This window comes from Mycolicibacterium parafortuitum, assembly GCF_010725485.1.
Classification (GTDB): Bacteria; Actinomycetota; Actinomycetes; order Mycobacteriales; family Mycobacteriaceae; genus Mycobacterium.
Genome location: NZ_AP022598.1, coordinates 968,488 through 994,757, shown reverse-complemented (window position 1 = coordinate 994,757; position 26,270 = coordinate 968,488). Strand labels below are relative to the sequence as shown.

The following is a 26,270-nucleotide window of genomic DNA, read 5'->3' as shown; positions in this document are numbered from 1 at the left end:
TCGATGGGGTCGTTGATCCGGTCCTCCGCCGCCGCGGTGGCGGTGACCGCGGCGGTGCTCGTCACCGGCGGGCCGTCCGCCGGTGCGATCACACCGCCGGAGGTCGATGCCGACGCGACGCCGCCCAGCTCGTCGGCGGCGGTGGTGCCGATGACACAACGGAACCCGTGCGTCACCACCGGGGTGCTGCCGGGGTCCGATGTGGCCGCGCCGAGCCCGAACCAGTTGTCGCTCGGGCTGGCCGAGGCGCGGCGGCACAGCGACGGCAGGGATCAACTGGTCGCCGTGATCGGCACCGGCGTCACGCCAGGACCGCGGTTGCCCAACGTCGACCCCGGCGGCGACTACGTCGGATCCGGTGACGGGCTGACCGATTGTGACGGCCACGGCACGCTCGTCGCCGGCCTGATCGCGGGACAACCCGGTGAGGACGGCTTCTCGGGCGTGGCGCCGGCCGCGCGGATCCTCGCGATCCGTCAGGGCTCGCCGCGCTATTCACCGAGCGATCCCGGCGAGGACCCGGCACTGACCCGCGCAACCGCCGAGATCAGGGCGCTGGCCCGCGCGGTCGTGCGAGCCGCCGATGCGGGTGCGCGGGTGATCACCGTCTCGAATCCGGTCTGTATCCCCGCAGCGGCGCAGATCGACCAGAGCGAACTCGGGGCCGCACTGCGCTACGCCGCGGTGGACAAGGACGCCGTGATCGTCGCGGCGGCCGGCGATACCGACGGCCTCTCGGGCTGTCGGTCCAATCCGCTCGGCGACCCCGCGCAACCGTCGGATCCCCGTAACTGGTCCGGGGTCACCGATCTGTCCGTCCCAGCCTGGTGGCAGCAGTACGTGCTGTCGGTCGGTTCGCTCGCACCCGACGGCCGTGCGTCGTCGTTCACCATGGCCGGGCCCTGGGTCGGCATCGCCGCCCCCGGTGAGGACGTCGTGTCGGTGGGCAACGACGAGGCCGGTGGACCCGTCAATGCGCTGCCGGGCAACGAGCAGCAGCTCGTTCCGGTCGGCGGCACCGGCTACGCGAGCGCCTACGTGGCGGGCACCGCGGCGTTGGTGCGCAGCCGTTTTCCCGATCTGACGGCACCGCAGGTGATCGAACGTCTCACCGCGACCGCCAGCGGCGCCGCCCGGTCCCCGTCGAATCTGGTGGGTGCGGGCACCGTCGATCCGGTGGCCGCGCTCACCTGGACTGTGCCCGCGACGGACGTGGATCCGGCCGCGGTGCGCGAGGTCGCCGCACCGCGGACCGACGAGCCCGCCGAACTCCTGCCGCGCATCGTCGCGTTCACCGGAGCCGGCGCCCTGGCGCTGGCCGTGCTGGTCGTGGTCGGTCTGCGCGCGAAACGAAAGGACTCACAGTCATGATCGTCCGGCTCACGCTGGCCGCGTTGTTCGTGATCCCGGCGGTGATGGCCTACCCGTGGCAGACCACCGGCGAACGCTGGCTGCTCGGCGCGGCCGTCGCCGCGGTCGTCATCCTGTTCGCCTGGTGGCGTGGGCTTTTCGTCACGACGATCGTCGCCCGCCGGATCGCACTGCTCACCGGCCGCCGCCGGAGCGCCGACGCCCGGTCCGGCGAGTACGCGACGGTGGTGCTGCGGGTCGACAGCGAGCCGCCGTATCCGCTGCTGGCCGGCTATCTGGACCGCTACGGCATCCGCCTCGACAAGGTCCGGGTCACCCACCGCGACCTCGGAGACTCCCGCTCCACCTGGGTCAGCCTGACCCTCGGCGCGGCCGACAACATCGCCGCACTGACCGCACGTTCGGCGCGGATCCCGTTGCGCGACACCGCACACCTGGCCGCTCGCAGGCTGGCCGACCACCTCCGCGAGCTCGGCTGGCAGGTGTCCTTCGACGAGTCCCCGCCGGTGCTCATCGGCGACGATGCGAAGGAGACTTGGCGCGGTGTGTCCGATGGGCGCGGTCATCTGGCCGCATACCGCGTCGCGGCAGGCACGCTCGCCGAGACCCTGGACGCGCTGCGGTCCGTCGACGCGGCGGAGGTATGGACCGCCGTCGAACTCACCGGCACCCGTGCGCATCCCGAGACGGCGGCGGCGTGCGCGCTGCGCACCGACCAGCGCCCCGGCGCCAAGGCGCCGATCCCCGGGCTGACCGCGGAGCGGGGTCTGCATCGTGTCGCACTGACCGCGCTGAGTCCCGAATCCGACCGGCGGCTGAGCGCGCAACCGGCGCCGGGGATTCCGCGGGTGCCCGAGCTCAGTCGAACATGAACGGCGCCAGGAAGCGCGTCATCCGCCGCAGGTAATCCGGCTGGCTCACGTGCAGCACGTGGTTGCCCGGGAACCAGTGGAACGCGCAGCGGTCCCAGTGTTTCCACAGCAACTCTGCCTGTTCGGGCGGCGCCAACCGGTCCCCGAGACCGGCGATGATCAGCCGGCGATCCTTGGCCGGGATGGGCCGGTAGTTCAGCGGTGACGAGTACATGGTCGCCGCGTCGACGAGTTCGGTGTCGGTGCGTGCGATCCAGTCCCGCAGCGCGACAACCTTGTTCGCGGGGAACCACTCGTCCACCGTGCGGTCCGGTGTGACGACGGGGACGTTCGGGATCACCGCCTGGATGCGGTCGTCGACGCTGGCGATCAGTGCGGACGTGTAGCCGCCCAGCGACATCCCGGTCAGCGCGATGCGGTCGACGCCGGTGAACTCGAGATAGTCCAGCAGCGAACGGAAGTCGTGCACGGCCTGGGCCATGGCCTCGGCGAAACCCGGCATGCCGTGGGCGAAGTAGCCGTGGCCGCTGAACGGCGAGTGCTTCTCGGCGCGGCGGCCGTGGAACGGCAACGTGTACAGCATCACGTCGTACCCGCTGCGGTAGAACCACGGCAGCGAGAAGAACAGACCGTTGAACAGGTACGCCGAACCCATGAAACCGTGGATCAGGCACAGGGTCGGACGGGGCCCGTCGTCGTGGCGCCAGTGCTGGGCATGCACCACGTTGTTGCGCACGAAGCCGGCGCACTGGTCCCTCAGCGCCGGGTTGACGGCGCGGAAGCTGCTGTCGAAGCGGATGTTGCGGACGTTTCCGTGCGCGACCCATTCGGCGACCGGGTTGGCGGGCCGCGACGACACCCGCGGAAGGTCCTGCGGCGCCGGGAACGACAACTCCGGATCCTTGGCCGCGGCGAGTTCGGCGTAGAACCGCAGGTGCTCCTGCTCGGTCCGGGATGCCGACTTGTGCAGCGCCTGCGCGAGCGAGGGCACCATCGTCGCGCTCAGCAGCGACGCGATCGACGTGCGCAGCGCCAGGTCGGCGACCGCCGAGGAGTCCACGATCAGGCGTTGGCGCAGTGTCAGGTCGACGCGGCGGGGGAGCCCGCCCGCGCCGGCGTCCTCGCCGGGAACATCGGGGACCGGGATGGGCGGCACGTCAGCGGGCACACCGTCGGTTTCCACGCTGTTGGGCTCCACGTTCGGCAGCCTAGCGCGGCAGACTGGCCACATGTGGAACCCGGACGTGTACCTGACCTTCGCGGACTACCGGGGCAGGCCGTTCTACGACCTGCTCGCGCGCGTCGGCGTGCGAGCGCCGCGCCGGATCACCGACCTGGGATGCGGCCCCGGAAATCTCACCGAGACGCTCACGCAGCGCTGGCCCGGTGCGGTCGTCGAGGCGGTCGACTCCTCGCCGGAGATGGTCGACGCCGCGCGGAGCCGAGGTCTGGACGCCCGCGTCGGCGACGTCCGGGACTGGGTGCCCGCACCCGACACCGACCTGCTGGTCAGCAACGCGACGCTGCACTGGGTGCCCGAGCATCCCGGCCTGCTGGCGCGCTGGGCCGCACAACTGGAGACCGGGTCGTGGATCGCGTTCCAGGTGCCCGGCAACTTCGATGCGCCGTCTCACCGGGCGGTCCGGGATCTGGTGACGAGCCCGCGGTGGGCGGATGTGCTGCGCGGCTTCCCGTTCGAGACGTCCGAGGTGGTGCGGTCGGCGCCGGACTACGCCGCGCTGCTGACCGACGCCGGATGCCGGGTCGACGCGTGGGAGACGACGTACGTGCACGAACTGACCGGACGTGACCCGGTACTCGAGTGGATTCACGGCACCACGCTGCGGCCGGTGCGCGCAATGCTCTCGGATGCCGACTGGGCGCGGTTCCGCGCCGAGTTGATTCCCGCGCTGGCCGCCGCCTACCCCGCCCGCCCGGACGGGATCACCTTCTTCCCGTTCCGGCGGATCTTCGTTGTCGCACAGGTGAAGTGACGCCCCCGCGGTGCCGGTTGAGTAGCGGTGCTTGCTTACGTCGGTAGCCCCTCCCTCTCGGCGTCGGCCCGGTAGCGGTCTACCCATTCGTCGGACCGATGATCCGCCTGGCGCTCCAGCACCGGCGCGGGAGCCAGCCGCGGATCCTGACCGATCTGCTCCAGCACGGATGCGACGACGTCGGTCAGGTTGCGCCACAACACCGGATACGGAACGTCCATCGGTGCGACGTTCTCCTCGGCGAACCAGTTCCGCCAGCCCTGTTCCTGAGCGCGCAGCATCGTGACCACGTGCGCGATGGCGCCGGCGTGGTACTCGGCGCGGGCATCGCGCACCGGGTCCGGCCGCCCGCGCCACACCCGGGTCTGTACCGCGCGCCAGAACGAAACCGCCTGCGACACAACGTCGGGACGGTAGACGTGGATCAGCACCGGATCGCTGCCCACGACGTCGCGGATCGCCGACAGCAGGCCGGTGCCCGAGCGGTCGGGCAGCCCCTCGGCGCGCTGCAGCAGCAGCGGAGTCTGGTTCCACATCAGCTTGCCGCCCCAGATGCCGTTCGGGGTGCGCCCGACGGTGCGGATGTAGTCCCGCCAGATCTCCGGGGGTGCCAGGTCGGGCTTGCCCTCGTCGAGCGGATCGAGCAGCCGCAGGATGGATTCGTCGTCGACGCCTTCGAACCACTGCCTGGGCTGCGGCGACTGGCTGGTGCTCGGCAGGTACTGGAAGAACTCTCCTGGCTCACCGGCGACGCCGGTGGCCCGCAGAGATTCCACCAGCAACGTGCTGCCGCTGCGCTGGGAAGCGATCACCAGATACGCCGTCGGAGTGGCTGACATGCGCGAGAGCTTAACCGCAAGTTCCCGGGCCGGCACCACCTGGCATTACGATCAGGGTGAGCAGAACTATTGTGTTCCGCCATGCTCCTCGGTGATGCCGCGACGAGTGGCTTCCGCTGAGCGACTTGGCAACTCGAGTCCGAGGATGCGCCGGTAGGTCTCGGTGTAGCGCTCCGCGATCCGGGTTCCGGCGAACTCCGACGGGATCACGTCGTTGGTCTTCTGACGCCATTCGTCGAGCAGCAGCGACAGCTCCGTGGCGACCTTCTCGGCGGTATCGGAGATGCTGTCGGTCAGCAAATTGTGCGACTCGGTCGGGTCGGCGACGAGGTCGTACAACTCGCGCTCCGGCCTCGGCCCGGCCGCCAGCGGCGCGACGATACGTCCGGGGGCGCTGTCGGCGATGTCCCACGGCAGGTCGAGCACCGGTCGATGAGCGTAGTTCTCGATGTAGCTGTACTGCTTGGTCCGCACGGCGCGGATCGGGTCGAACGAATCGTGGTACGTCTTCATCGTGTAGACCGCCTCGCGCACCGCGGCGGTCTCGGCGGCCACCAATTGTGTTGCGTGGGAGAGTCCTTCGACGTCGTCGGGGATGTCGACCCCGAGCAGGCCGAGCAGGGTCGGGACCAGGTCGACGCCGCTGAAGAGTTCGTCGTAGCGCTTCGGGGCGATGCCGCGGTTCTTCGGCGGGCGGATGATCAACGCGATGCCGGTGCCCGCGTCGTACAGGGTGGATTTCGCGCGGGGCAGCGCCGGCCCGTGGTCGGTGGCGAAGACCACCCAGGTGTTCTCGTCGAGGCCGGTGGCTTCGAGGGTGTCGAGCAGTTGCCCGACGGCGGCGTCGGCGACGGCGATGGAACCGTAGAAGTCGGCGAGATCCTGCCGGACGTCGCCGGTGTCGGGAAGGTAATCCGGCAGGGTGACCGCGCCGGCGTCGGCGGGTTCGTACCGGTCGTGCGGGTAGGGCCGGTGCGTCTCGAAGAATCCGGCGGTCAGGAAGAACGGGGTCGTGGGCACGTCGGTGAGCCACCGCGTGGTCTGTTCGACCACGTACTCACAGTAGGAGTTGGACACGTCGAACTCGTCGAAGCCGAGCTTGGCCGGGTACGACGTCTCGTGTTGCATCCCGAAAAGTGCGGTGTACCAGCCGTTGTCGGACAGCAACTGGGGGAGGGTGCGTACACCGGCGCGGTACTCCCAGCCGTGGTGGGCCAACCCGACCAGACCGTTGCTCTGCGGGTAGCGCCCGGTGAACAGTGATCCTCGCGACGGTGAACACAGGGGTGCGGTGGCGTGCGCGGCGGTCAGCAGGAGGCCTTCGGAGGCCAGTTGGTCCATCCGCGGGCTGTGCACATCGGCGTGCCCGTAGGCCCCGAGATAGCGGCCGAGATCGTGCCAGTGCACGAACAGGACGTTGTCCCGGTGCGGTGTGCTCACAGTTGTCCCTTCTCCTGACAGGCAACCTATCGCCCGCCGTGCGCTCTGTTCGTCGGAGGTTATCCCCAGATCCGAATTCATCCACAGCTGAGGGATTTCCGCTGGCAACCCCTCCGGGCCGAAACTAGTGTCGTACGTATGTTCGAAGAATTGGCCGAGGCGGCGCAGCGGTCGCGGGGCGCGGCGGCGATCGGCGGGTGGGCGCGCGTGGAGAACGCTGCCGCGGCGCGCCGGCTCTCGGCCATGGCCGATCTTCTCGCGAGCAAGCTCGCCGATGAGGACAGCGCCGAGCGCGACCAGTGGTGCCTGGACAACTGGGATGCGGTGTCGGCGGAGGTGGCCGCATGGCAACAGGTCTCGATCGGCGTGGCGTCGAACGAGCTGCTCGACGCGTGGATGCTTCGGGAACGGTTGCCTCGGGTCGCCCAGGTGTTCGCCTCGGGCGCGGTCAACTATCGCGTGGTCAGGTCGGTGGTGAAGCGCACTCGGCTGGTGTCCGATCCCGAGGCGATGGCGAAGATCGACATCGAGATCGCGGCGCAGATCACGGACTGGGGACCGCTGGCGAAGGCCAAGCAGGAAGCGGCGATCGACTATTGGGTCGATCGCTACGATCCCGCAGCCGTCGTGCGCGCCGAGGCCGCCGCCCGCTCCCGGCACGTCGACGTGACACCGGCCGCCGACGGGTCGGGGACGTGCTTCGTGGAGGCGGTCTTACATGGGCATGACGGTGAGGTGCTGGACCGGCGGCTCGACGAGATCGCCCAGAGCGTGTGCGAGGCGGATCCACGCACGCTCGATCAACGGCGCGCGGACGCGATGCGCGCGATGGCCGAGAAGTGGGATCGACTGCCGTGTCTGTGCGGTGCCGAGGAGTGCGTGACGAGACCACGGCCGACGGGTTCGATCGTCGTGCACGTGATCGCCGAGGAGGCGAGCCTGACCGACCAGACGCCGGTGGCCCTGCACGGTGCGCGACCCGAGCCTGTGAAGTCCGAGCCCGAAAAGTCCGAGCCCGAAAAGCCGGGTAGCACGGCGCTTCTCGTTCCGCCGCCCGCGATCGTTCTCGGCGGCGGCCTTGTGCCGGGGCCGGTAGTGGCCGCGACGCTGGCGCAGACCGCGACGATCAGACCGCTGATCCATCCGGGGGAGTCACCGCCGGAGCCGCGGTACGTGCCGTCGGCCAAACTGGCGGACTTCGTACGGTGCCGGGACATGACATGCCGATTCCCGGGCTGTGACGTGCCGGCCTATGCCTGCGACCTCGACCATATGATCCCGTATCCGGTCGGGCCGACACAGGCGTCGAACCTGGCGTCTCTGTGTCGAAAACACCACTTGCTCAAGACTTTCTGGGGCTGGCGAGGCGTCCAGTCACCGGACGGCGCCGTGGTGTGGACGGCGCCGGGCGGGCAGACGTTCACGACACATCCCGGCAGCCGGATCCTGTTCCCGGCGCTGTGCCGACCCACCGCGCCGGTCGTGGTCCCGCCGAGTCGGCGGGTGGCGGCGACGGACACGCCGCCGGGGCTGGGGCCGTCGGGACTGGGCATGCCCCGCCGCACGGAAACCCGGGCGCAGGGACGGGTCAGACGGATCGCCGAACAAAGGGCCGAGAACGAGGCCGTGTTGGAGCTTCGCGACGATGATCCCCCGTGGTGACAAGGCGCGACCGGCCCTAGGGGTGGTACGGCACGCCGACGGCGCGGAACACGAACTCCGGCGGCACGTCGAACGCGAGCGTGGTGCGGGGGAGCCGGGCCAGCACATCGCGCGGGATGTCTTCCTTGTAGTGCAGGGACAGCTCACCCGAGCAGCGCGGGTCGACGGCGGATACGTCGACGTCCATCGTCAGTCCGGTCTCGGACAGTTCGGCCGTGACCGCCCCGCCCTGCGGTGCGTCCCAGCGCTGATCGATGGTGCGGCCCGCGAGTTTGGGCACCGACGACAACGTGCCCAGCACGCGTTCGTTGGTCAGCACGAGCGCGCCGACATAACTGGCGATGCTGCCCCCGGACCGCAGCCCGGGGACGGTGCCGCGGAAACGCCGCGTCACCGCGACGTACTCCGAGAAGAACAACACTCCCTCGGCCTCCACCTCGGCACGCAATGCGCTCGGCAGCTTGCCGATGCGGAACAGCTTCCGAAGAAAGACAGCCATGTCCGAACGGTAGCTCAGCCCTGCGGCACCCCGAGAACGCTGTAGACGAACAGCGGCGGTACGTCGAACGCGATCGTGCGCGTCGGCACCTGCCACAACACGTCGGCGGACAGCGTGGTCTGGAACGTCAGGGACAGCGCACCCGAGAACAACGGGTCGACCCGCGACAGATCCTCGATGCGCAACACCAGGCCGGACTTCGACAGCGTGCCCGTGACCGACGCGGGCCCCTGCGCCGTCCAGGGCTGATCGACCGCCCGGCCCGCCCTCCACGGCATCGACGACACCGTCGCCAGCACCCGCTCCTGGGTCAGCACCAGGGCCCCGCCGTAGCCCCGGATCAACTCGGTCGCCTTCTGCCCCGGGACGCGACCCGCGAACCTCAGCCACACCGAGAAGAATTCGGACCGGTGCAGGACGCCTTCGGTGGCGACCTCCGCGAGCATCCCGGCGGGTAGTTTGCCGATATGAAATAGCTTGCGAGTTATTGCTGCCACACGCCCATGATAGTGCTGTCCGTAAAATTTGCTCGCTGAAATCGTGGTACTGCTTGTCGGGTGCGTGCGAACGGAAAGGCGCTGGTCGCCTCCGCGGTGGTGGCCGTTGCGCTCTACGTGCTGCTCTGGGTGGGCTGGATGCAGGGCTGGGCCTGGCTGGAGCGCCTGGACTCCGCCGCGCTGGAACCCGCACACCGCTACGGCGTCGACCATCCCGGCTGGGTGACCGGCTGGGACCTGTTCTGCACGGTGCTCAGCCCCGGCGCGTTCCGGATCGCGGCGCTGGTCCTCATCATCGTGGCCCTATTGCGTCGCCGCGTCCGCTTCGCGATGTTTCTGGTCGTCACCATCGAGCTCAGCGCCCTGCTCACCGAGATCGCCAAATCCCTCGCCGACCGCGCCCGGCCCGACACGGCGTTCGTCGACGCCTGGGGGACGTCCTTCCCGTCCGGACACGCTGTGGGCGTGATGGTCGCGGTGATCGCGCTGCTCGTCATCGCGCTTCCGAGCGTCGACCCCGCCAAACGTGGGTGGCTGATAGCCCTCGGCGTCGCGGTGGTGCTGCTGATCGGCGCCGGCCGCGTCGTACTCAACGTGCACCACCCGTCCGACGTCGTCGCCGGCTGGGCGCTGGGCTACGCGTACGTCGTCGCGTGCTGGCTGCTCCTGCCGCCCCGCCCGCCCGTCACGCGACCGGACGGAACACCGGCAGCGCTCGATACCGCACGCTGAAGCTTGCCTGGTCGAGCTCCATACCGACCTCGCCGTCGAGTGCGAGCACCGTCGGTCCGTCCGGCGAGCGGAACGTGAACTCCGGCACCCGCAACTCGTGATACAGCGGGCTGCGGGTCAGCCGGCCCAGCGCCAACGCCGTCAGGATGCGTAGCCTGCTGAACCGCTTCCCGGTCTCCAGGATCCGCACGTCGAGCAGCCCGTCGTCCATCCGGGTGCGCCGCGACGGTGCGAACCCCGTCGGCAGATAAAGCGAGTTGCCCAAAAAGAACAGCGAGGTCTGCAGCGTCTTGTTGTCGTATTCGATGCGCACCGGCTCACCCCGGCGCAGCGTGTGGAACATCGCGTACACACCCGCCAGCGGCTTGCCGATCTTGTGCTCGAGCTTCTCGCGGGTCTGCACGAACAGCGGATACGCACCGATGCTGGCGGTGTTGACCACCATCTGCTCGTCGTTGAGGCACACCAGGTCCACGCACGACACCGACCCCTCCTGGACCGCCCGGATCGTCTTGGCCGCCGCGTCGCAGCCGATGTCCTTGGCGAAATGGTTGAACGTGCCGGCCGGGAACACCGCCAGCGGCACCCCGGTGTCGACCGCGATCGCGGCCGCGACGGCCACCGTGCCGTCGCCGCCACCCACGCCGAGCACCTCGGCGCGCTCCGCGGCCGACCGCATCACCGCCTTGACGTCGTCGCCCTCGCCGAGTTCGACGATCTCGGCCAACGGCAACGCCTCGCGGACCTCGTCGGCCACCCACGCGCCGGTCCCGCTGCCCGAAGCCGGGTTGATCACCAGCGTCACGCCCTTACCCTCCGGGCGCGGCGGCGTATCCACCCGCAGCGGTTCCGACCCCGGCAGCCGCGTCTCGATGATCGGCGGAACGATGCGTGCCCCCAGCACCGCGATCCCGGCGCCGATACCGAAACCGGCCAGCACGTCCCCCGGATAGTGCGCACCGGTGGCCACCCGCGACATCCCGACCAGCCCCGCGAGCAGCGTCAGACCGAGCCCGACCGGCGGGCTCTCCAGTCCGACCCCGACCGCGAACGCCGCCGCGCTCGCCGAATGCCCCGACGGCAGCGAGTTCGACGTCGGATGCCGCCGGGCCTGCCGCGCCAGCGGCACGAACGACCGGTTGGGGCGTTCCCGCTTCCAGATCCGCTTGGCGCCCTGGTTCGTCACGATGCTCGTCACCGCCAGCGTCGCGACACCACGCGCCGCCCCGCGCCGCATCGACGGGTTGCCGAACGCCGTGAGCCCCGCCGCGATCGCGAACCACAGTTTCGAATGGTCGGCGGCGCGGGTCAGCCGCGGCATCACCGAGTCCAGCAGCGGGCTCGGCGAGCCCGCGATCGCCTCGAAGACCTCCCGATCCAGCGTGCCCAGACCCTCCCCGATCTGACGGATGCCACGACCACGACGCCCCACAGGCAGAAACCCCATGACGCCAACTTACGCAGATGCGCGGATTCGGCCGTCCCCGGTGGCACAGTGTGCACATGCTGCGCCGCGTGCCGATCCTGCTGTGGGCCGTCGCGACAACCGCATTGCTGACGGCCCCGCAGGCCGCGGCCTTCGCCCCGTGGTTCGCGACCAAGGTCGGCGGGGCCACCCAGGTGCTCGCGGTGACGGGCGCCGGCGGCTCCGACGCCAAGCTCGACGTCTGGGAGCGCACACCGGCGGGCTGGAAACCTGTCGCGGGCGGAGTCGGGATACCGGCCAAGATCGGGTCGAAAGGCATGTCGGCCAACCATTTCGAAGGATCGATGATGACCCCGAAGGGCATCTACACCCTCGACTTCGCGTTCGGCACCCAACCCGACCCCGGCAGCGGTCTGAAATACGTCCAGGTCGGCCGAAACCACTGGTGGGACGGCGACGTGGCCAGCCCCACCTACAACACCATGCAGGTGTGCGACCGGGAGAACTGCCGGTTCGCGACCACCGGGACCGGAACCGAGAACCTCGCCATCCCGCAGTACGCCCATGCGGTGGTGATGGGCGTGAACAAAGAACGCATCCCAGGTAAGGGCAGCGCGTTCTTCCTGCACACCTCGACGGGCAACGCGACCGCCGGATGCGTCGCCATCGACGACGGGACACTGGTCAAGATCATGCGCTGGCTGCGGCCGGGCGCGATGATCGCGATCACCGAGTGACGGTCAGATGTTCAGCGCGCGACCCGGTTTGACCTTGAACTCGAGCGCGTCCAGCTTCATCGACGCGTCGTAGGTGCGGTCGTAGCCGGTCTCTGAGATCTTCCAGCCGTCGGCGGTCTTGCGGTAGCGGTCATGGTAGAAACCCGCCCCGATCAACATGAAGTTGAAGTCCGGCGCGATGACCCGGTCCTGCAGGTACCACGTCGCGGATGCCTCGTCGCCGTCGACGGTGATCTCCGGATGGGTGACGCGGTGCTCGGTGAGCACCTCCGGGCCGAGCGAATTGCGCATGAAGCCGACGAGGTCGTCGCGGTTGGTGAAGTGGTGTTCCTCGCCGATCGACTCGCCGTAACGGCCGACGACGTCTTCGGTCAGGGTCGCGGCGAAGTCGTCCCAGTGCTTGGTGTCCAGGGCGCGGAGATAGCGATACTTCACCTGTTTGATGTCGTCGATGTCACTCATGGCCGCCATTTGAGCACACGCGGGAGCCTTTGCGTGTCAGATGCGAAGGACCGTGGCACCGGTCTAGGGTGTCCTGAATCATGAGCGATGCGTTGGGGTTGTCCGTCGGCACCACCAACCTCGTCGCGGCAACCGTCGGGATGGCACCGGTGACCCGCCGTTCCGTGCTGACCGTGTACGGCCATGCCGCCCCCGAGGTCGGTGACGCGCCGCAGGCTCCCGGCGGCGTCACCCTGTCCGGCTTCGTCGAACGTGTCGGGGACCCGGTTCCGCTGGTCGCGTCCGACGGCACCACCTACCCGGCCGCTCAGCTGCTCGTCGAGGCGCTGGAATCGATGGCGGGGTTGACCGGGGCGCAGCGCGGCGGCGCCGTGACGATCGCCGTCCCGTCTTACTGGACCCCGGAGACGACGGCGGCGCTGGCGCAGACGCTGACGGCCAGCGACGTGCTGTCCCCGGGCGGTGGCGTGCCCCGGCTGATCTCCGACGCCGAGGCGACATTGACCGCGCTGAACGCCAATCCCGGTCTCGACCGCCGCGGCGTCACGGTGCTGCTGGACTTCGGCGGTGGCGGCACCAGCATCACCGCCGTCGACGCCGCGACCGCGTTCACCGTGATCGGCGGCACCGAACGGCACGCCGAGTTCGCCGGCGACCAGATCGACCAGGCCCTGCTCGGGCACGTGCTGGCCGGCGCGGGTGGGCAGGCCGACCCCGCCCAGACCGCCGCGGTGGGCTCCCTGACCGTGCTGCGCGAGGCGTGCCGCGCCGCGAAGGAACGGCTGTCCGCGCAGACCGCCACCGAGCTCGCGGTCGACGTCCCCGGCTTCCGCGGCGACGTCCGGGTCACCCGCGCCGAGCTCGAGGAACTCATCGCGGCGCCGCTCGACGGTGTGTTCACCGCGCTCGACGATCTGCTGGCCCGCAACGGCATCAGCCGCGATGCGCTGACCTCCGTCGTGCTCGCCGGCGGCGGTGCGGCGATACCTCTTGTCACCCAGCAGTTTTCGCAGCGGCTACAGATCCCGGTGGTGACCACGCCGCGGCCGTCGCTCGATGCCGCCGTCGGCGCGGCGCTGTTCGCCTCGTACGGCCGCAGCGCGGACACCTCGACGATGGCCGCGCCCGGCCTCGCCGCGCCGGAGGAGACGGTGCAGCAGCCCGCCGCGGCCGACGTCACCTACGCGCTGGCGTGGTCGCAGGACTCCCCGGTCGAGGACGTGGTGCCCTACACCGGCGGCGAATTACCCGAGCGGCCGAACCCGTACGTGCTCGACGACTCGTTCGGGGCCACCGAACTCCTCGACCGCGACGACCCGGTGCCCGCCGGGCCCGGCGCCCGTTTCCCGTTGGTGCTCACCGGCGTGATCGCGGTGGTCGCACTGCTCGCCGTCGGTGGCGCCGCGATCGCGCTGACCAGTGTGGACAGCAGCGAGCCCGAGACCCCGAAACCCGGCAACGCGCCGCTGAGCAGCCCTCTGGTGCCCGCGGAAGCGCCGCCGCCCGTGGAGACCGTCATCCAGCAGCCCATCGAGCCGCCGGTTCAGCAGCCCGTCGAACCCCCGCCCGTCGAACCGCCGCCCGCGCCCGTGGTCACCACGCCGCCCGCGCCGACCACCACCGTGCCGACGACGACGACCACCACCACCACCACGACGACCACCACGACGACCACGACGACCACCACGACAACGACGACCACGACGCCGCCGACGACCACGACCACCGTGCCGACGACGACCGTGCCGACGACGACCCCGCCGACCACCACACCGGTGCCGACGACCGCGCCGTCCTCGCTGCCGACCACCACCCGACCCGAAGTTCCCGGTACGACGACCACTTTCGTGACGGTGCCGTTCCTGCCGGAGCCGATCCCGATCCTGGTGCCCGACCAACCCTGACCCGATCGGTGCAGGTCCGGGTCATTGCCCGGGCAAGAAATAGGGTTTTCCCCGATTCCTCCACCGCGCCCCCACGCATAGGGTTCTGCGTGTCGGGTCGATCGGCTGCGGAGGGGACAGCCGATCGCCCGACTTTATTCAGTTGCGCGGGTGATGACAGGCCGCGACATGCCCGGGATGGTGGCTGACCAGCGCGGGTTCGTCGGATGCGCAGACCTCGGTGTTCCACGGGCAGCGGGTGTGGAACCGGCACCCGGCCGGCGGATCCGTCGGGCTGGGGACGTCGCCCTCGAGCACCACCCGCTCCCGTGTCCGGTTCAGGCGCGGGTCCGGGATCGGCACCGCCGACAGCAGAGCGTTCGAGTAGGGGTGGACCGGGCGGTCGTAGAGGTCGTCGGTGCCGGAGTTCTCGACGACCTTGCCCAGATACATCACCGCGACCCGGTCCGACATGTGCCGCACCACTCCGAGATCGTGGGCGACGAACAGGTAGGACAACCCGAACTCGTCCTGCAGGTCCTTGAGCAGGTTCACGATCTGCGCCTGCACGGACACGTCGAGGGCCGAGACCGGTTCGTCGGCGATGATCAGCTTCGGGCGCAGCGCCAGTGCTCGGGCGATCCCGATGCGCTGGCGCTGGCCGCCGGAGAACTCGTGCGGATAGCGGTTGTAGTGCTCGGGGCGCAGGCCCACCCGGTCGAGCAGTTCCTGCACCCGCCGCGTGACGCCGGCGCCGTCGGCCAGACCGTGCAACTCCATCGGGTCGCCGATGATCTGGCCGACCCGTTTGCGCGGGTTCAGCGATGCGAACGGGTCCTGGAAGATCATCTGGATCTCGCGCCGCAGCGGGCGCAGCTCCCGCCGCGACATCCCGACCAGTTCCCGGCCCTGGAACCGGACCGACCCCGACGTCGGCGGAGTCAGCTGCAGGATCGCCCGGCACAGCGTCGACTTGCCGCAGCCGGATTCCCCGACCAGACCCAGCGTCTCGCCCTCCGCGAGGGTCAGGCTCACCCCGTCGACCGCGTGCACGCGGCCCACCTCGCGCTCGACCACCACCCCCGACCGGATCGGGAAGTACTTCACCAGGTCGGTGACCTCAAGCAGCGGAGTCGTCATGACAGCACCCGGGCCTTGTCCTGCAGCGGCAACCAGCAGCGGTCCAGATGGCCGCCGCCGTTGCTCGGTTCCAGCGGCGGAGCCTCACCGCAACGGTCGAATTCGAAGGAGCAGCGCGCCGCGAAGCGGCAGCCGGCCGGCGGATGCAGCAGCGACGGCGGTGCACCGGCGATCTGGGTCAACCGCCCGGTGCGTGGACGGTCCAGGCGCGCAAGCGAACCCAGCAGCCCCCAGGTGTACGGGTGATGCGGTGCGTAGAAGATGTCGTCGAGGCTGCCGTCCTCGACGATCTGCCCCGCGTACATCACCAGCACCCGGTCGGCCACCTCGGCCACCACCCCGAGGTCGTGGGTGATCAGCACGACGGCCAACCCGCGATCCCGGTTCAGGTCGGCCAGCAGCCGCAGGATCTGCGCCTGCACCGTCACATCCAGCGCGGTCGTCGGTTCGTCGGCGATCAGCACCGTCGGTTCCAGTGCCAGCGCCATCGCGATCATCACCCGCTGCCGCATACCGCCGGAGAACTCGTGCGGGTAACTGCGCACCCGCGCTTGCGCATTCGGGATGCCCACCGAGGTCAGCAGCTCCACCGCGCGCGCGAGGGCCTCCTTCTTCGACACGTCGCGGTGTGCGCGGATCATCTCCGCGATCTGGTCACCGACGCGGTACACCGGGTTCAGCGACGACATCGGATCCTGGAACACCATGGCGATCTCCTCGCCACGGATGTCCCGCAGGCCCGCGTCGTCGAGCCCGGTCAGCTCGCGCCCGCGATAGGTGACCGACCCGGTGATCCGGGTGTTGGGTGCGCGTGTCAGCCCGGTCAGCGTCTGGGCGGTGACGCTCTTGCCGCTGCCGGATTCGCCGACGATGGCCAGGATCTCGCCGGGCCCAAGGTCGAACGACACCCCGTCGACAGCCCGCACGACGCCGTCCTCGGTGGCGAAGCTGACGTGCAGGTCCTCGACTTTGAGAAGATCGCTCCGTACGGGTTGATCCGCTCCGCTCATACGGGCGCCGCCTCTCCCAGCCGGATCCTCGGATCCAATACCGCATAGGCGATGTCGACGACCGTGTTGAACAACACGATGAAAAACGCGCCGAACATCGTGATCGCCATCAGCGGCGGCAGGTCCAGGCTGCGGATGGCCTCGCCGGCGTAGAGCCCGACACCGGGCAGGTTGTAGACGGTCTCGGTCAGGATCGCACCGCCGCCGACCACCATGCCGAAGTCCAGCCCGAACAGCGTGACGATCGGAATCATCGAGTTACGCAACACATGCCGGATGCGAACCTGCCGGTCGGACAGCCCCTTCGCCTTCGCGGTGCGCACGTAGTCCTCGTTCATCGCATCGAGCATGTTGGAGCGCAGCACCCGACTGTAGAAGCCGATGAATAACACCGCCAGTGTGAACCACGGCAGGACAAGGTGATACGCCCAGTCCAGCGGGTCCTTGGTCAGCGCCACATAGCTTCCCGTCGGGAACAGCTGCACCTTGAAGGTCAGGAAGTACAGCAGGATCGCGGCCAGCCAGAACACCGGCATCGAGATCCCGACCAGCGCCAGCACCGTCAGTGCGCGGTCGGCGAACCGGCCCGCGTGTACGGCGCTGAGGTAGCCGAACAGCACCGCCAGCGACATCCAGATCACCGCCGCGCCGATACACAGCGAGAACGTGGCGGGCAGACCGTCCCAGATCTGTTCCATCACATTGCGATTGCTCGCATACGAGGTGAGCTGACCGGTGAAGATCTGCTTCATCATCGTGACGTACTGCACCGGAAGCGGACGGTCCAGGCCGAGGTCGGCGTTGACGCGGGCGATCAGATCCGGATCGGCGTTCTTGCCCGCGATGCGCGCCGCGGGATCGGAGTTCGGGATCACGTTGAAGATCAGGAACACGATCACCGAGATCGCGAACAGCACCGCGATCATGCCCAGCAGCCGCCGGGCGACAAAGCGTGCCATCTAGTGCTCCAACCTGATCCGGGCCTTGGGATCCAGCGCGTCCCGCAGCCCGTCCCCGAACACATTGAGCGACAACACGGTGACCACGATCATCAGACCCGGGACGATCGTCAGATGCGGCGCGGTGTAGATCATCTGGTACCCGTCGGCGATCATGGTTCCCCATGACGCATTCGGCGGACGCACCCCGGCGCCGAGGAACGACAGCGCCGATTCCAGCAGCATGTTGTTGGCAATGTTCAGTGTGAAGAACACGATGACCGTCGAGACGATGTTCGGCAGCAGCTCACTGTGCATGATCCGCAGCGACCCCATGCCCTGGGCCACCGCGGCCTCCACGAACTCCTTCTCCCGCAGCGCCAGGATCTCGCCGCGCAACGGCCGGGCCATGTACGGCACGTACACCAGACCGATGATCAGGATCGGTATCCAGATCGAATCCCCGGCGATCGCAATGACTCCGATCTTCAACCCGCCGATCGCCAGCGCGGTACCCAGCGCGATGCCGAGCAGCAGCACCGGGAACGCCCAGATCACGTCGAGCACCCGCGACAGCGCCGCGTCGATCCAGCCGCGGTAGTAGCCGGCCAGCAGAGCGACGGTCACCGCGAGCACCGTGGTGACCGCCGCCGCCGCGACACCGATGTAGATCGACGTACGGCCGCCGTAGAGCAAGCGCACCATCACGTCGCGGCCGTTCTGATCGGCGCCCAGCAGGTACCGGCCACGCAGGCCGGGCCCTATCGGTGTGCCGTCCGGGGAGACGATGTCGGTCTCGGTGCCGCCGATGAGCACGGTATCGGTGATGTGGTTGTCGTTCGGGCCGGTGTGGGCGACGTGCTCGGCCCACAGCGGAGCGGCCAGGCAGCAGACCACGATCAGCAGGAACAGGACGCCACAGCCCAGTGCAACCTTGTTGCGGCGCAACCGCAGCCACGCCAGATACCACGGGTTGCGACCCTGCACCTGTGTTGTGGAGACCCCCGGCGGGGCCTCGGGGACGGCGACCACTACTTGATCGCGAACGAGGTGAAGTCCTGTTTGAACAGCAGATGGTGATAGGACCGGTCGAAGTCCATCCGCTCCGACAGGAACGTGGTGAACTGCTCGTTGCCGTACGGCGCCCACACCGCCTGCTCCATGTACGCCCGGTCGAGATCGGCGTACTGCTGTTCGACTCCGTCGTCGGCGAGTTGTTTCTGCAGCAGCTCGTCCATCTTGGCGTTGTTGGCCGGAATGTTGGCCCGCGACAGGTTGTTGCCGTTGGTCGGCAGAATGCTGTCGCCGTGCAGCAACGGCCGGAAGAAATCGTCGGGGTGCGGGAAGTCCTGGAACCAGTCCGCGAACCCGGTGTCCAGATCCGGGGTGGACTGGTTGCCGACCGTCGTCCAGTACACGTCGCCGGCGATCACCTTCAGCGTCGCGTTGAAGCCCAGCTGGGTCAACAGATCGTGGTAGTACTCCCCGATCCGCTTGCGGTCGGGTTCGTCGTCAGTCCACACGGTGATATCGCGGTCAGCCGGATTCGCCTCGGCAATAAGCTGTTTCGCCTTCTCCATATCCGGGCCAGGGTAGAGCTTGTACTCCTGGTAGCCGGGCATCCCGGGCGGCAGGATCTGCTGGGTCGGGTGAAGCCGCCCGCCGAAGATCCGGTTCAGCGCTTCGGGATCGATCGCGTAATTGATCGCCTGGCGCACCTTGAGGTCGTTGAACGGCGCACGCTCGGTGTTCATGAACATGTAGTAGGTGTTGATGGAGTCCTCCATGCGGAACCGGTCCGAGTATCGGGTCTTGAGTTCCTGCAACCGGTCCGACGGCGCCGGGTCCATCATGAAATCGACCTTGTTCTGGATGATGTCGGTGACCTGTGCGCTCTGGTTCTTGTTCTCGATGAGGGTGATCTTGTCGATGTTCGCGTCGGCGACCTCGTCGGCCCCGGCGTCCTTGACGGTCTGGAACTGCGGGTTGCGTTCCATCGTCAAGGTGCGTGGCGCATCCACCTTGGTGAACATGAACGGCCCGCTCGACGGCGGCGGGTTGTTCGTCGCGTCGGCGTCGAGCGGGGTGCTCGGCGGAATCGGGGCGGCGAACATCAAGCCCAGGAGATTGTCGAAAGTGCCGTTGGGCCCGGTCAACTGGATGGTGATGTCACCGGTCGTGTCATCGGTGGTGATGCCGGTGATGGTGTCGGCGGCGCCGTCGGCGTACTCCTTGGCCCCGACGATCACGTTGTAGAACACCGACCCTCCGGAGTCCACCTTGAACAGCCGCTGGATCGCGTAGGTGAAGTCCGACGCCTTGATCGGCGTGCCGTCCGAGTACTTCATGTTCGGGCGCAGCTTCAGCTTGTAGGTCAGTCCGTCCGGGGAGACTTCGGGCAGCGACTCGGCCAGCCCGGGCACCACCTCGGTGCCCTCCTCGCCCTTGGCGTGCTTGTAGGTCAGCAGCGGGGTGTACACATTCCACAGCACCTCCCAGCCCTCCACGGTGTAGGACAGCTGCGGGTCGACGTAGTCGGGGAACGACGTCGCGTTGATCGTGATGTCGCCAGTCCCGTCACCTCCTGAACCGCTGTCGTCGCTTCCGCAGGACGCCACGCCGAACGCGGCGAACGCCGCGACGCAGCCGATGACAAGTGCCTTGCGCGTGGTGCGCAGTAGTTGCATTGCGAATCCTCTGGTGTCGACGATGTCGTCCGATCCACGCCCTTGTACGGATCGCTAAGCATTTTTAAGGAATTTTTCCGTTTGGCAACCCGAGTTTCACAGGATGTTTCCAGCTATCTGATTTCAGCTAACTCGCCGCAATCGGTGTAATCGGCGTCCCGATGGACGACAATGGGGACATGCCGGTCGTGCAGAACACCAAGGTCTCTGTCATCGGAATGGGCAGTGTGGGCACCGCCATCGCCTATGCGTGTCTGATCCGCGGGTCGGCGGGAGCGTTGGCCCTCTACGACGTCAACGCCCCCAAGGTGCGCGCCGAGGTGCTCGATCTCAACCACGGCAGCCAGTTCGTGCCGCACTGCCGCATCACCGGCTCCGACGACATGGGAGTGACCGACGGTTCGGCCGTCATCGTCGTCACCGCGGGCGCCAAACAGAAGCCGGGTCAGAGCCGGCTGGATCTCGCCGCGGCCAACGTGGCGATCGCGCAGACGCTGACACCCCAACTGCTGCAACGCTCTCCGGACGCCGTGGTGGTGTTCGTGACCAATCCTGTCGACGTGGTGACCTTCGCCGCGGCACAGTCGGTCGACGCCGCGCCCGGGCATGTGTTCGGGTCCGGAACGGTGTTGGATTCCAGCCGCTTTCGCTACCTCATCGCCGAGGAGGCCGGACTGGCCGTCGGCAACGTGCACGGCATCATCATCGGCGAACACGGCGATTCGGAGATCTCGCTGTGGTCGAGTGTGTCCGTCGGCGGCGTACCGGCCCGGGAATTCCGTCGCGACGGTGAGCTGCTGTTCGACGAGGAAGCGCAGCGGCGGATCTCGTCGGACGTGGTGAACGCGGCCTACGAGATCATCGAAGGCAAAGGTGCGACGAATCTGGCGATCGGGCTGTCCACCGCCCGGATCGTCGAGGCATTGCTCGGCGACCAGCACCGCGTGCTGCCCGTCTGCACGGTGCAGAACGGAGCGTGCGGGGTCTCGGGAGTGGCGCTCTCGCTGCCGACGGTGGTGTCCGCGCACGGCGCGGGTCAGGTCCTGGAGGTACCGCTGTCGGAGGCGGAACGGACCGGGCTGCTCGCGTCGGCGGAGACGCTGCACGGCGTGCAGCAGACGCTAGGCCTCTGAGGGCGCGGGTCTCTCCAGCCAGCGGCGGCCCTGTCTGGCCGCGCGGGCCAGCGCGCCGCACTCGCCGATGTAGGACGCGACCGCGCCGACACCGGGAAGCAGGCCGAGGTACTTGAGCGGTCCGCGGGGATGCGGACGCTTGGCCAGTTCGTCAGCGATCGCGTCGAAGAGCCCGATGAGGTTCCACACGGCCTTCACGACGCCCACCGGGCTGCGCGGGATCGCGGCCAGCGGCCGGCTGGAGTCGCCGTCGTACACCACCACCGACAGATCCCGGTCGCACAGCACCGCGGCCAGCATCCGCACCTGGGTGCGCTGGTCGGTGACGCCGAGTTCGCGCGCGACCGCGCACAGCACGGTGGCCTGGCTGACGAACCCGAGCAGGTCCTGGATGGGCAGCTGGCGGCCGATCACGCCGAGCACACCCGGGACCGCGACCGGGATGGTGTTCAGCGCCCCGACGCGCCGCACCCACCAGTGGATCCGCGCGTCGGTGTCCATGCCGTCCCACGACGGGGTCCCGGGGACGTCGACGGCGTTGAGCAGCCGCCCGATCGGGTCGTCGCGGCGTTTGAGGTCGAACGGGTCGGTGTCCCACAGCACGTCGAGCAGCGGGTTGATGATCCGCACCGCCGCGCTCAACGTGGCCTCGACCCCGGCATCGGTGATGTGGACGGCGGGTGCGGGCAGCGGCGACAGCAGCAGGTTCACCGTCACATCATGTCCCACACCGGGGGCGGCCTAAACGTTCAGAACTTCAGATAACCGCCGTCCACACGCAGCACGTCGCCGGTGTGGTACGCGCTCGCCGGGCCGGCCAGATAGACCGCGACACCGGCGAGGTCGTCGGCGGCACCCCATCGGCGCACCGGCACCCGGGGTAGCACCCGGTCGCGGAACCGCTCGTCGGCGAGCCCCTCGGAGGTCATCTCGGTGTTGAACCAACCCGGGGCGATGGTGTTCGCCCGGATCCCGTGCTTGGCGAGTTCGACGGCGAAACTGTCCATCATCGAGGTGACGCCGGCCTTGGACGCCGCGTAGGCGGGCTGGCGAGGCATGCCCTGGTAGGCGCCGAGGCTCGACACCCCGACCAGGCTGCCGCCGCGGCCGGCGGAGATCATCTGACGCGCCGCCTCGCGCAGCGTCAGGAATACGCCATCGAGGTCGACGCGGGTGACCGAGCGGAATTCCTCCAGTGAGGTCTCCAGCACCGGGGTGAACCTGCCGCGCACCCCGGCGTTGGCGAAACACGAATCCAGCCAACCGAGTTCGTCGCGTACGCGCGCCATCGCCGCGGTGACCGCATCCTCGTCGGTGACGTCGCACACCACCGGCAGTACCGGGTTTCCGTGGGTGCGCAGTGCGGCCGCGGCCTCGTCCAACCGCTGGGCGCTGCGTCCCATGATCGCGACGGAGGCCCCGGCGCGGGCCAGGCCGTGGGCCATCCCCAGGCCGATGCCGGAACCGCCGCCGGTCACCACGGCGACGTGGCCGGTCAGATCGAACGGATTGGAGTCTGAGGTCACGGCCCGTGACCTTACCGAGGTCTCCGTTTCGCCCACTCGGGTGCACGCTCCGGCCGTACCCCGACACCGACCAGATACGCCGGGACGACGGTCAGCCACGGGTTGCGCTCGACGCGGCGGACCAGGGCGGGGGACGGCCCGGCGAGCCGGCCGTTCACGATCGGGCCGAGCGCCCTGCGGTCGATCATCAGCTGCAGTGCCTGGGTGAGCGCGGTCGGTGCCAGCCGGCGGCGGCGCACCTTGGCCAGGTCTGCGGAGTCGAGGGTGCCGCCGCGCAGCGGTTCGGCCAGCAGCCGGGCGGTGGCCACCGCGTCCTGGATCGCGAGGTTGATCCCGACCCCGCCGGCCGGGGACATCGCATGGGCGGCATCGCCGATGCACAGCAGGCCGTCGGTGTGCCAACGGCGCAACCGGTTCAGCTTGACATCGAGGGTCTTGACCTCGTCGAGGCCGGCGATGCCGCGGACCGCCTCTGCGGCCTCGGGCAGCAGCGCGACGACGTCGTCGCGGAACGCGTCGAGACCACGCGCCCGCAGTGCGGCATCACTGCCCTTGGCGATCAGCATCGCGATCTGCAGGTAGCCCTCGCGCGGGATCACGATCATCGCGCGCCCGGCGGTCAGGCGCGGGAACAGCGTGTAGATCTCGTCGTCGTCGGGGCGGGGCAGGCGAAACCACCAGACGTCGAAGCCGACCGGGAACTCCCGCACCGGCAGACCTGCCTCGCCGCGCAGCAGCGAGCCCCTGCCGTCACACGCGATGGTCAGGTCGGCACGCAATTCGCCTGTGCCGTCGGTGTTTCGGTAACTCACCCCGGTCACCCGGCCGTGCTCGCGCAGCACGCCGGTGGCCTCGGTGCTCATCCGCAACGTGAACGTCGGCTCGGCCTCGCCGGCCTCGGCGAGCAGATTGAGCAGATCCCACTGCGGGACCATCGCGATATAGGGGTGGGGCTGACGCAGCCTCCGGAAATCGACCATCGTGACCTTGCGGCCGTCGACGTCGAGGGTGGCGTGGTCGAGCCGGCTGTGCACGATCGTGCGGAACCGCGGCCACAACCCGAGCTCGTCGAGCAGGCGCAAGGTGGTCGGATGCACCGTGTCGCCGCGGAAATCGCGCAGGAAGTCGGCGTGCTTCTCCAGCACCGTGACGTCCACTCCGGCGCGCGCGAGCAGCAGACCGAGCACCATGCCCGCCGGTCCGCCGCCGACGATCGCGCATGTCGTCTTCTCGCTCACCCAGCCATCGTCGCGCACCCGGCGGGGAATTCGCGGCGGATGCCCGGTTCTCGCGCCCGCCGCGCGACGTACGCTGGCCCGGTGGCTGTCCCCGCCCCGGAATTGCACCCCGGCGTCACCGTGCTCGCGCCGCTTCTGGGCGTGTGGACCGGCCAGGGAACCGGTGAGTACCCGACGATCCCGTCGTTCGGCTATACCGAGCAGGTCACCTTCGGACACGTCGGCAAGCCGTTCCTGACCTACGCACAGCGCACCCGTGCCACCGACGACGGACGGGCTCTGCACAGCGAGACCGGCTATCTCCGCGCTCCCGCACCCGGACGGGCCGAATGGATCCTGGCGCACCCGACCGGGATCGCGGAGATCCAGGAGGGAGTCGTCACCGGTGACGGTGACGAACTGCGTATCGATCTCGAATCGACGCTGGTCGGTCGCAGCGCGTCGGCGAAAGAGGTGTTGGCCGTCACCCGGAGGTTGCACGTCGCCGGTGACACGCTGACCTACCAGGTGGGGATGGCCGCCGTCGGACAGCCGCTGCAACACCACTTGTCGGCGGTGCTGCACCGGACGCCTTCGTGACCGGTGTGCGCATGGGCACGGCGGCCGGCCGGTGGGTGCTGGCCGCGACCGTTCTCGGGTCGGGCCTGGTCATGGTCGACGGCACGGTGGTCAACGTCGCCCTGCCGCACATCGGCGCCGACCTCAGCGGTGGATTCGGCGATCTGCAATGGGTGGTCAACGCATACACGCTGACACTCGCGTCGTTGATCCTGCTCGGCGGTTCGCTCGGCGACCACTTCGGGCGACGGCGGGTGTTCTTGATCGGGGTGGTGTGGTTCGCACTGGCGTCGGTCGCGTGCGGGCTCGCGCCGAACATCGAGGTGCTGATCGCGGCGCGCGCCCTGCAGGGGGCCGGCGGGGCGCTGTTGACGCCGGGCAGTCTCGCGTTGATCTCGGCGGCGTTCGACGACGCTGACCGGGGTGCGGCGGTCGGCGCGTGGTCCGGGCTGGGCGGTATCGCCGGTGCGATCGGGCCCTTCCTCGGCGGATTCCTCGTCGAATATGACTGGCGGGCAGTATTTCTCATCAACGTCCCGCTGGCGGCGGTGGTCGTCGCGGTGACGGTGCTGCGCGTGCCGGAGAGCCGAGACCCGGCGTCGCCGCGACAATTGGACCTGGCCGGCGCCGCGCTGACCGTCGCCGGGCTCGGCGCACTGACCTTCGGTCTGACCGAGGCGGGAAACCACGGCATCAGCGCGATCCCGTTGGTGTGCATCGGTGCCGGGGTCGTGGCGCTGGCGATGTTCGTGGTGGTGGAGCGGCGCAGCGCGCACCCGATGATCTCGTTGACGCTGTTCTCCGACAACAACTTCCGGGTCGCCAACCTGATGACGCTGCTGATCTACGGCGCGCTGGGCGCGGTCTTCCTGCTGCTGGTGCTGCAGCTGCAGACGGTGTCCGGGTTCAGTCCGGTCGCGGCCGGCACCGCACTGCTGCCGTTCACGGCGGTGATGCTGCTGTTCTCGTCTCGGGCGGGGGCATTGTCGAGCCGCATCGGTCCACGGCTGCCGATGACGGTGGGTCCGCTACTCGCTGCGGCGGGTCTGCTGCTGATGCTGCGCATCGGCGAGCACGCGTCGTGGCTGCTCGACGTCGCCCCGGCCGCGATGGTGTTCGGCGCCGGGATGGTGCTGGTGGTGGCCCCGCTGACCGCGACGGTGCTGGATTCCGCACCGCAGACGATGGCCGGCGCCGCGTCCGGGGTGAACAACGCCGTCGCCCGCGCCGGGGGACTGCTGGCCGTCGCGGTGCTGCCCGGGCTGGCGGGGCTGCGCGGAGCCGACTACACCGACCCCGCCGCGTTCTCGTCCGGATTCCACACCGCGGTCGTGATCGGCGCGGTGCTGATGGTCGTGGCCGCTGGGCTGGCCGCCGCGGGGATCCGCCCGGTGACGGGCCGGCCCGGGTCGCGGATCGCGGTGGAGGAGTGCCCGAACTGCGCGATCTGCGCGCTCCCGGCGCACCCGGATGGAAAGCCGGAACAGCGCTGATTTGACGAGGTTGGGTTTTGCCTTTATCCGCGCGGGTTACTCGCCTGTCATGTCGCAGAAACTCTGGTCATTCGGTCCGCTCGTGCTCGCTTGCACCGCCGCAACCGCGTTCGCCGTCGCGCCGCTCGCTGCT

25 protein-coding genes are annotated in these 26,270 nt (G+C 69.0%); 10 read left to right on the top strand and 15 right to left on the bottom strand.

What is annotated here, in order from left to right:
* Positions 1–3 precede the first annotated feature (3 nt).
* Positions 4–1,371 (top strand): type VII secretion-associated serine protease mycosin, encoded by a 1,368-nt coding sequence (mycP, locus tag NTM_RS04640; RefSeq protein WP_163765594.1) that lies wholly within the window; start codon positions 4–6, stop codon positions 1,369–1,371.
* Positions 1,368–2,243 (top strand): type VII secretion protein EccE, encoded by an 876-nt coding sequence (eccE, locus tag NTM_RS04635; protein ID WP_163765593.1) that lies wholly within the window; start codon positions 1,368–1,370, stop codon positions 2,241–2,243. The genes mycP and eccE overlap by 4 nt, the downstream gene beginning before the upstream one ends.
* On the opposite strand, the gene NTM_RS04630 is transcribed toward eccE, so the two are convergent.
* Complete coding sequence (locus NTM_RS04630) at positions 2,230–3,441, bottom strand: alpha/beta hydrolase family protein (protein ID WP_232079616.1); 1,212 nt, start codon at positions 3,439–3,441, stop codon at positions 2,230–2,232. The two genes, eccE and NTM_RS04630, sit on opposite strands and share 14 nt — an antisense overlap.
* Before the next feature lie 31 nt (positions 3,442–3,472).
* On the opposite strand from NTM_RS04630, the gene NTM_RS04625 reads away from it, so the two are divergent.
* Positions 3,473–4,237, top strand: a complete 765-nt coding sequence (locus NTM_RS04625) for a trans-aconitate 2-methyltransferase (protein WP_163765591.1) — start codon at positions 3,473–3,475, stop codon at positions 4,235–4,237.
* A 35-nt stretch (positions 4,238–4,272) separates the two neighbouring features.
* On the opposite strand, the gene stf0 is transcribed toward NTM_RS04625, so the two are convergent.
* Positions 4,273–5,076, bottom strand: a complete 804-nt coding sequence (stf0, locus tag NTM_RS04620; RefSeq protein ID WP_104861628.1) for a trehalose 2-sulfotransferase — start codon at positions 5,074–5,076, stop codon at positions 4,273–4,275.
* 66 nt (positions 5,077–5,142) lie between these two features.
* Positions 5,143–6,516 carry a sulfatase family protein gene (locus tag NTM_RS04615; RefSeq protein ID WP_170311964.1) on the bottom strand — a complete coding sequence of 458 codons (1,374 nt, stop codon included), beginning with the start codon at positions 6,514–6,516 and terminating at the stop codon, positions 5,143–5,145.
* A 138-nt stretch (positions 6,517–6,654) separates the two neighbouring features.
* Between NTM_RS04615 and NTM_RS04610 the strand changes: the two genes are divergently transcribed.
* Positions 6,655–8,178, top strand: coding sequence for an HNH endonuclease signature motif containing protein (locus tag NTM_RS04610; protein ID WP_163765590.1), 1,524 nt, complete (start codon positions 6,655–6,657; stop codon positions 8,176–8,178).
* A gap of 16 nt (positions 8,179–8,194) precedes the next feature.
* On the opposite strand, the gene NTM_RS04605 is transcribed toward NTM_RS04610, so the two are convergent.
* On the bottom strand, positions 8,195–8,677 hold the full coding sequence (locus NTM_RS04605) for a hypothetical protein (protein WP_163765589.1): 483 nt from the start codon (positions 8,675–8,677) through the stop codon (positions 8,195–8,197).
* Between the two features lie 14 nt (positions 8,678–8,691).
* Positions 8,692–9,174, bottom strand: a complete 483-nt coding sequence (locus NTM_RS04600) for a hypothetical protein (protein ID WP_179963884.1) — start codon at positions 9,172–9,174, stop codon at positions 8,692–8,694.
* A gap of 60 nt (positions 9,175–9,234) precedes the next feature.
* Here NTM_RS04600 and NTM_RS04595 point away from each other — a divergent pair, with 60 nt between their 5' ends.
* Positions 9,235–9,906 carry a phosphatase PAP2 family protein gene (locus tag NTM_RS04595; RefSeq protein WP_163765588.1) on the top strand — a complete coding sequence of 224 codons (672 nt, stop codon included), beginning with the start codon at positions 9,235–9,237 and terminating at the stop codon, positions 9,904–9,906.
* Here NTM_RS04595 and NTM_RS04590 read toward each other — a convergent pair.
* Entirely contained in the window at positions 9,860–11,353 is a 1,494-nt protein-coding gene (locus NTM_RS04590) for a bifunctional phosphatase PAP2/diacylglycerol kinase family protein (RefSeq protein ID WP_163765587.1), read from the bottom strand. The two genes, NTM_RS04595 and NTM_RS04590, sit on opposite strands and share 47 nt — an antisense overlap.
* A gap of 56 nt (positions 11,354–11,409) precedes the next feature.
* Here NTM_RS04590 and NTM_RS04585 point away from each other — a divergent pair, with 56 nt between their 5' ends.
* Positions 11,410–12,069: a L,D-transpeptidase family protein gene (locus NTM_RS04585; protein WP_179963883.1), complete on the top strand. Its 660-nt coding sequence runs from the start codon at positions 11,410–11,412 to the stop codon at positions 12,067–12,069.
* Between the two features lie 3 nt (positions 12,070–12,072).
* Here the strand turns inward: NTM_RS04585 and NTM_RS04580 are convergent, their stop codons facing one another.
* Positions 12,073–12,531 (bottom strand): nuclear transport factor 2 family protein, encoded by a 459-nt coding sequence (locus tag NTM_RS04580; RefSeq protein WP_104862148.1) that lies wholly within the window; start codon positions 12,529–12,531, stop codon positions 12,073–12,075.
* An 80-nt stretch (positions 12,532–12,611) separates the two neighbouring features.
* Here NTM_RS04580 and NTM_RS04575 point away from each other — a divergent pair, with 80 nt between their 5' ends.
* A complete protein-coding gene (locus NTM_RS04575) occupies positions 12,612–14,435 on the top strand; it encodes an Hsp70 family protein (RefSeq protein WP_104861634.1) in 1,824 nt (607 codons plus the stop codon).
* A 138-nt stretch (positions 14,436–14,573) separates the two neighbouring features.
* Here the strand turns inward: NTM_RS04575 and NTM_RS04570 are convergent, their stop codons facing one another.
* Genes NTM_RS04570 through NTM_RS04550 form a run of 5 tightly spaced genes read right to left on the bottom strand, consistent with a single transcriptional unit; the run spans position 14,574 to position 20,189 of the window.
* Complete coding sequence (locus NTM_RS04570) at positions 14,574–15,554, bottom strand: ABC transporter ATP-binding protein (RefSeq protein ID WP_104861635.1); 981 nt, start codon at positions 15,552–15,554, stop codon at positions 14,574–14,576.
* Entirely contained in the window at positions 15,551–16,564 is a 1,014-nt protein-coding gene (locus NTM_RS04565) for an ABC transporter ATP-binding protein (protein ID WP_163765586.1), read from the bottom strand. Before NTM_RS04565 ends, NTM_RS04570 begins: the two co-directional genes overlap by 4 nt.
* Positions 16,561–17,523: an ABC transporter permease gene (locus NTM_RS04560; RefSeq protein ID WP_104861637.1), complete on the bottom strand. Its 963-nt coding sequence runs from the start codon at positions 17,521–17,523 to the stop codon at positions 16,561–16,563. The genes NTM_RS04565 and NTM_RS04560 overlap by 4 nt, the downstream gene beginning before the upstream one ends.
* A complete protein-coding gene (locus tag NTM_RS04555; protein ID WP_104861638.1) occupies positions 17,524–18,534 on the bottom strand; it encodes an ABC transporter permease in 1,011 nt (336 codons plus the stop codon).
* Positions 18,534–20,189, bottom strand: a complete 1,656-nt coding sequence (locus NTM_RS04550) for an ABC transporter substrate-binding protein (protein ID WP_163765585.1) — start codon at positions 20,187–20,189, stop codon at positions 18,534–18,536. The genes NTM_RS04555 and NTM_RS04550 overlap by 1 nt, the downstream gene beginning before the upstream one ends.
* A 179-nt stretch (positions 20,190–20,368) precedes the next feature.
* Here NTM_RS04550 and NTM_RS04545 point away from each other — a divergent pair, with 179 nt between their 5' ends.
* A complete protein-coding gene (locus NTM_RS04545; RefSeq protein ID WP_163765584.1) occupies positions 20,369–21,322 on the top strand; it encodes an L-lactate dehydrogenase in 954 nt (317 codons plus the stop codon).
* Here the strand turns inward: NTM_RS04545 and NTM_RS04540 are convergent.
* The 3 genes from NTM_RS04540 to NTM_RS04530 are packed head-to-tail and all read right to left on the bottom strand — an operon-like array spanning position 21,311 to position 24,086.
* On the bottom strand, positions 21,311–22,033 hold the full coding sequence (locus NTM_RS04540) for a hypothetical protein (RefSeq protein ID WP_104862151.1): 723 nt from the start codon (positions 22,031–22,033) through the stop codon (positions 21,311–21,313). The two genes, NTM_RS04545 and NTM_RS04540, sit on opposite strands and share 12 nt — an antisense overlap.
* Before the next feature lie 38 nt (positions 22,034–22,071).
* The gene (locus NTM_RS04535) at positions 22,072–22,848 is read right to left on the bottom strand and encodes an SDR family NAD(P)-dependent oxidoreductase (protein WP_163765583.1); all 777 of its coding nucleotides are present in this window, start codon (positions 22,846–22,848) and stop codon (positions 22,072–22,074) included.
* Between the two features lie 11 nt (positions 22,849–22,859).
* Positions 22,860–24,086 carry an FAD-dependent oxidoreductase gene (locus NTM_RS04530; protein ID WP_179963882.1) on the bottom strand — a complete coding sequence of 409 codons (1,227 nt, stop codon included), beginning with the start codon at positions 24,084–24,086 and terminating at the stop codon, positions 22,860–22,862.
* Positions 24,087–24,125: 39 nt separating this feature from the next.
* On the opposite strand from NTM_RS04530, the gene NTM_RS04525 reads away from it, so the two are divergent.
* Entirely contained in the window at positions 24,126–24,665 is a 540-nt protein-coding gene (locus NTM_RS04525; RefSeq protein ID WP_435405026.1) for a peroxynitrite isomerase, read from the top strand.
* Between the two features lie 11 nt (positions 24,666–24,676).
* Positions 24,677–26,137 (top strand): MFS transporter, encoded by a 1,461-nt coding sequence (locus NTM_RS04520; RefSeq protein ID WP_179963881.1) that lies wholly within the window; start codon positions 24,677–24,679, stop codon positions 26,135–26,137.
* Positions 26,138–26,270: the final 133 nt, after the last annotated feature.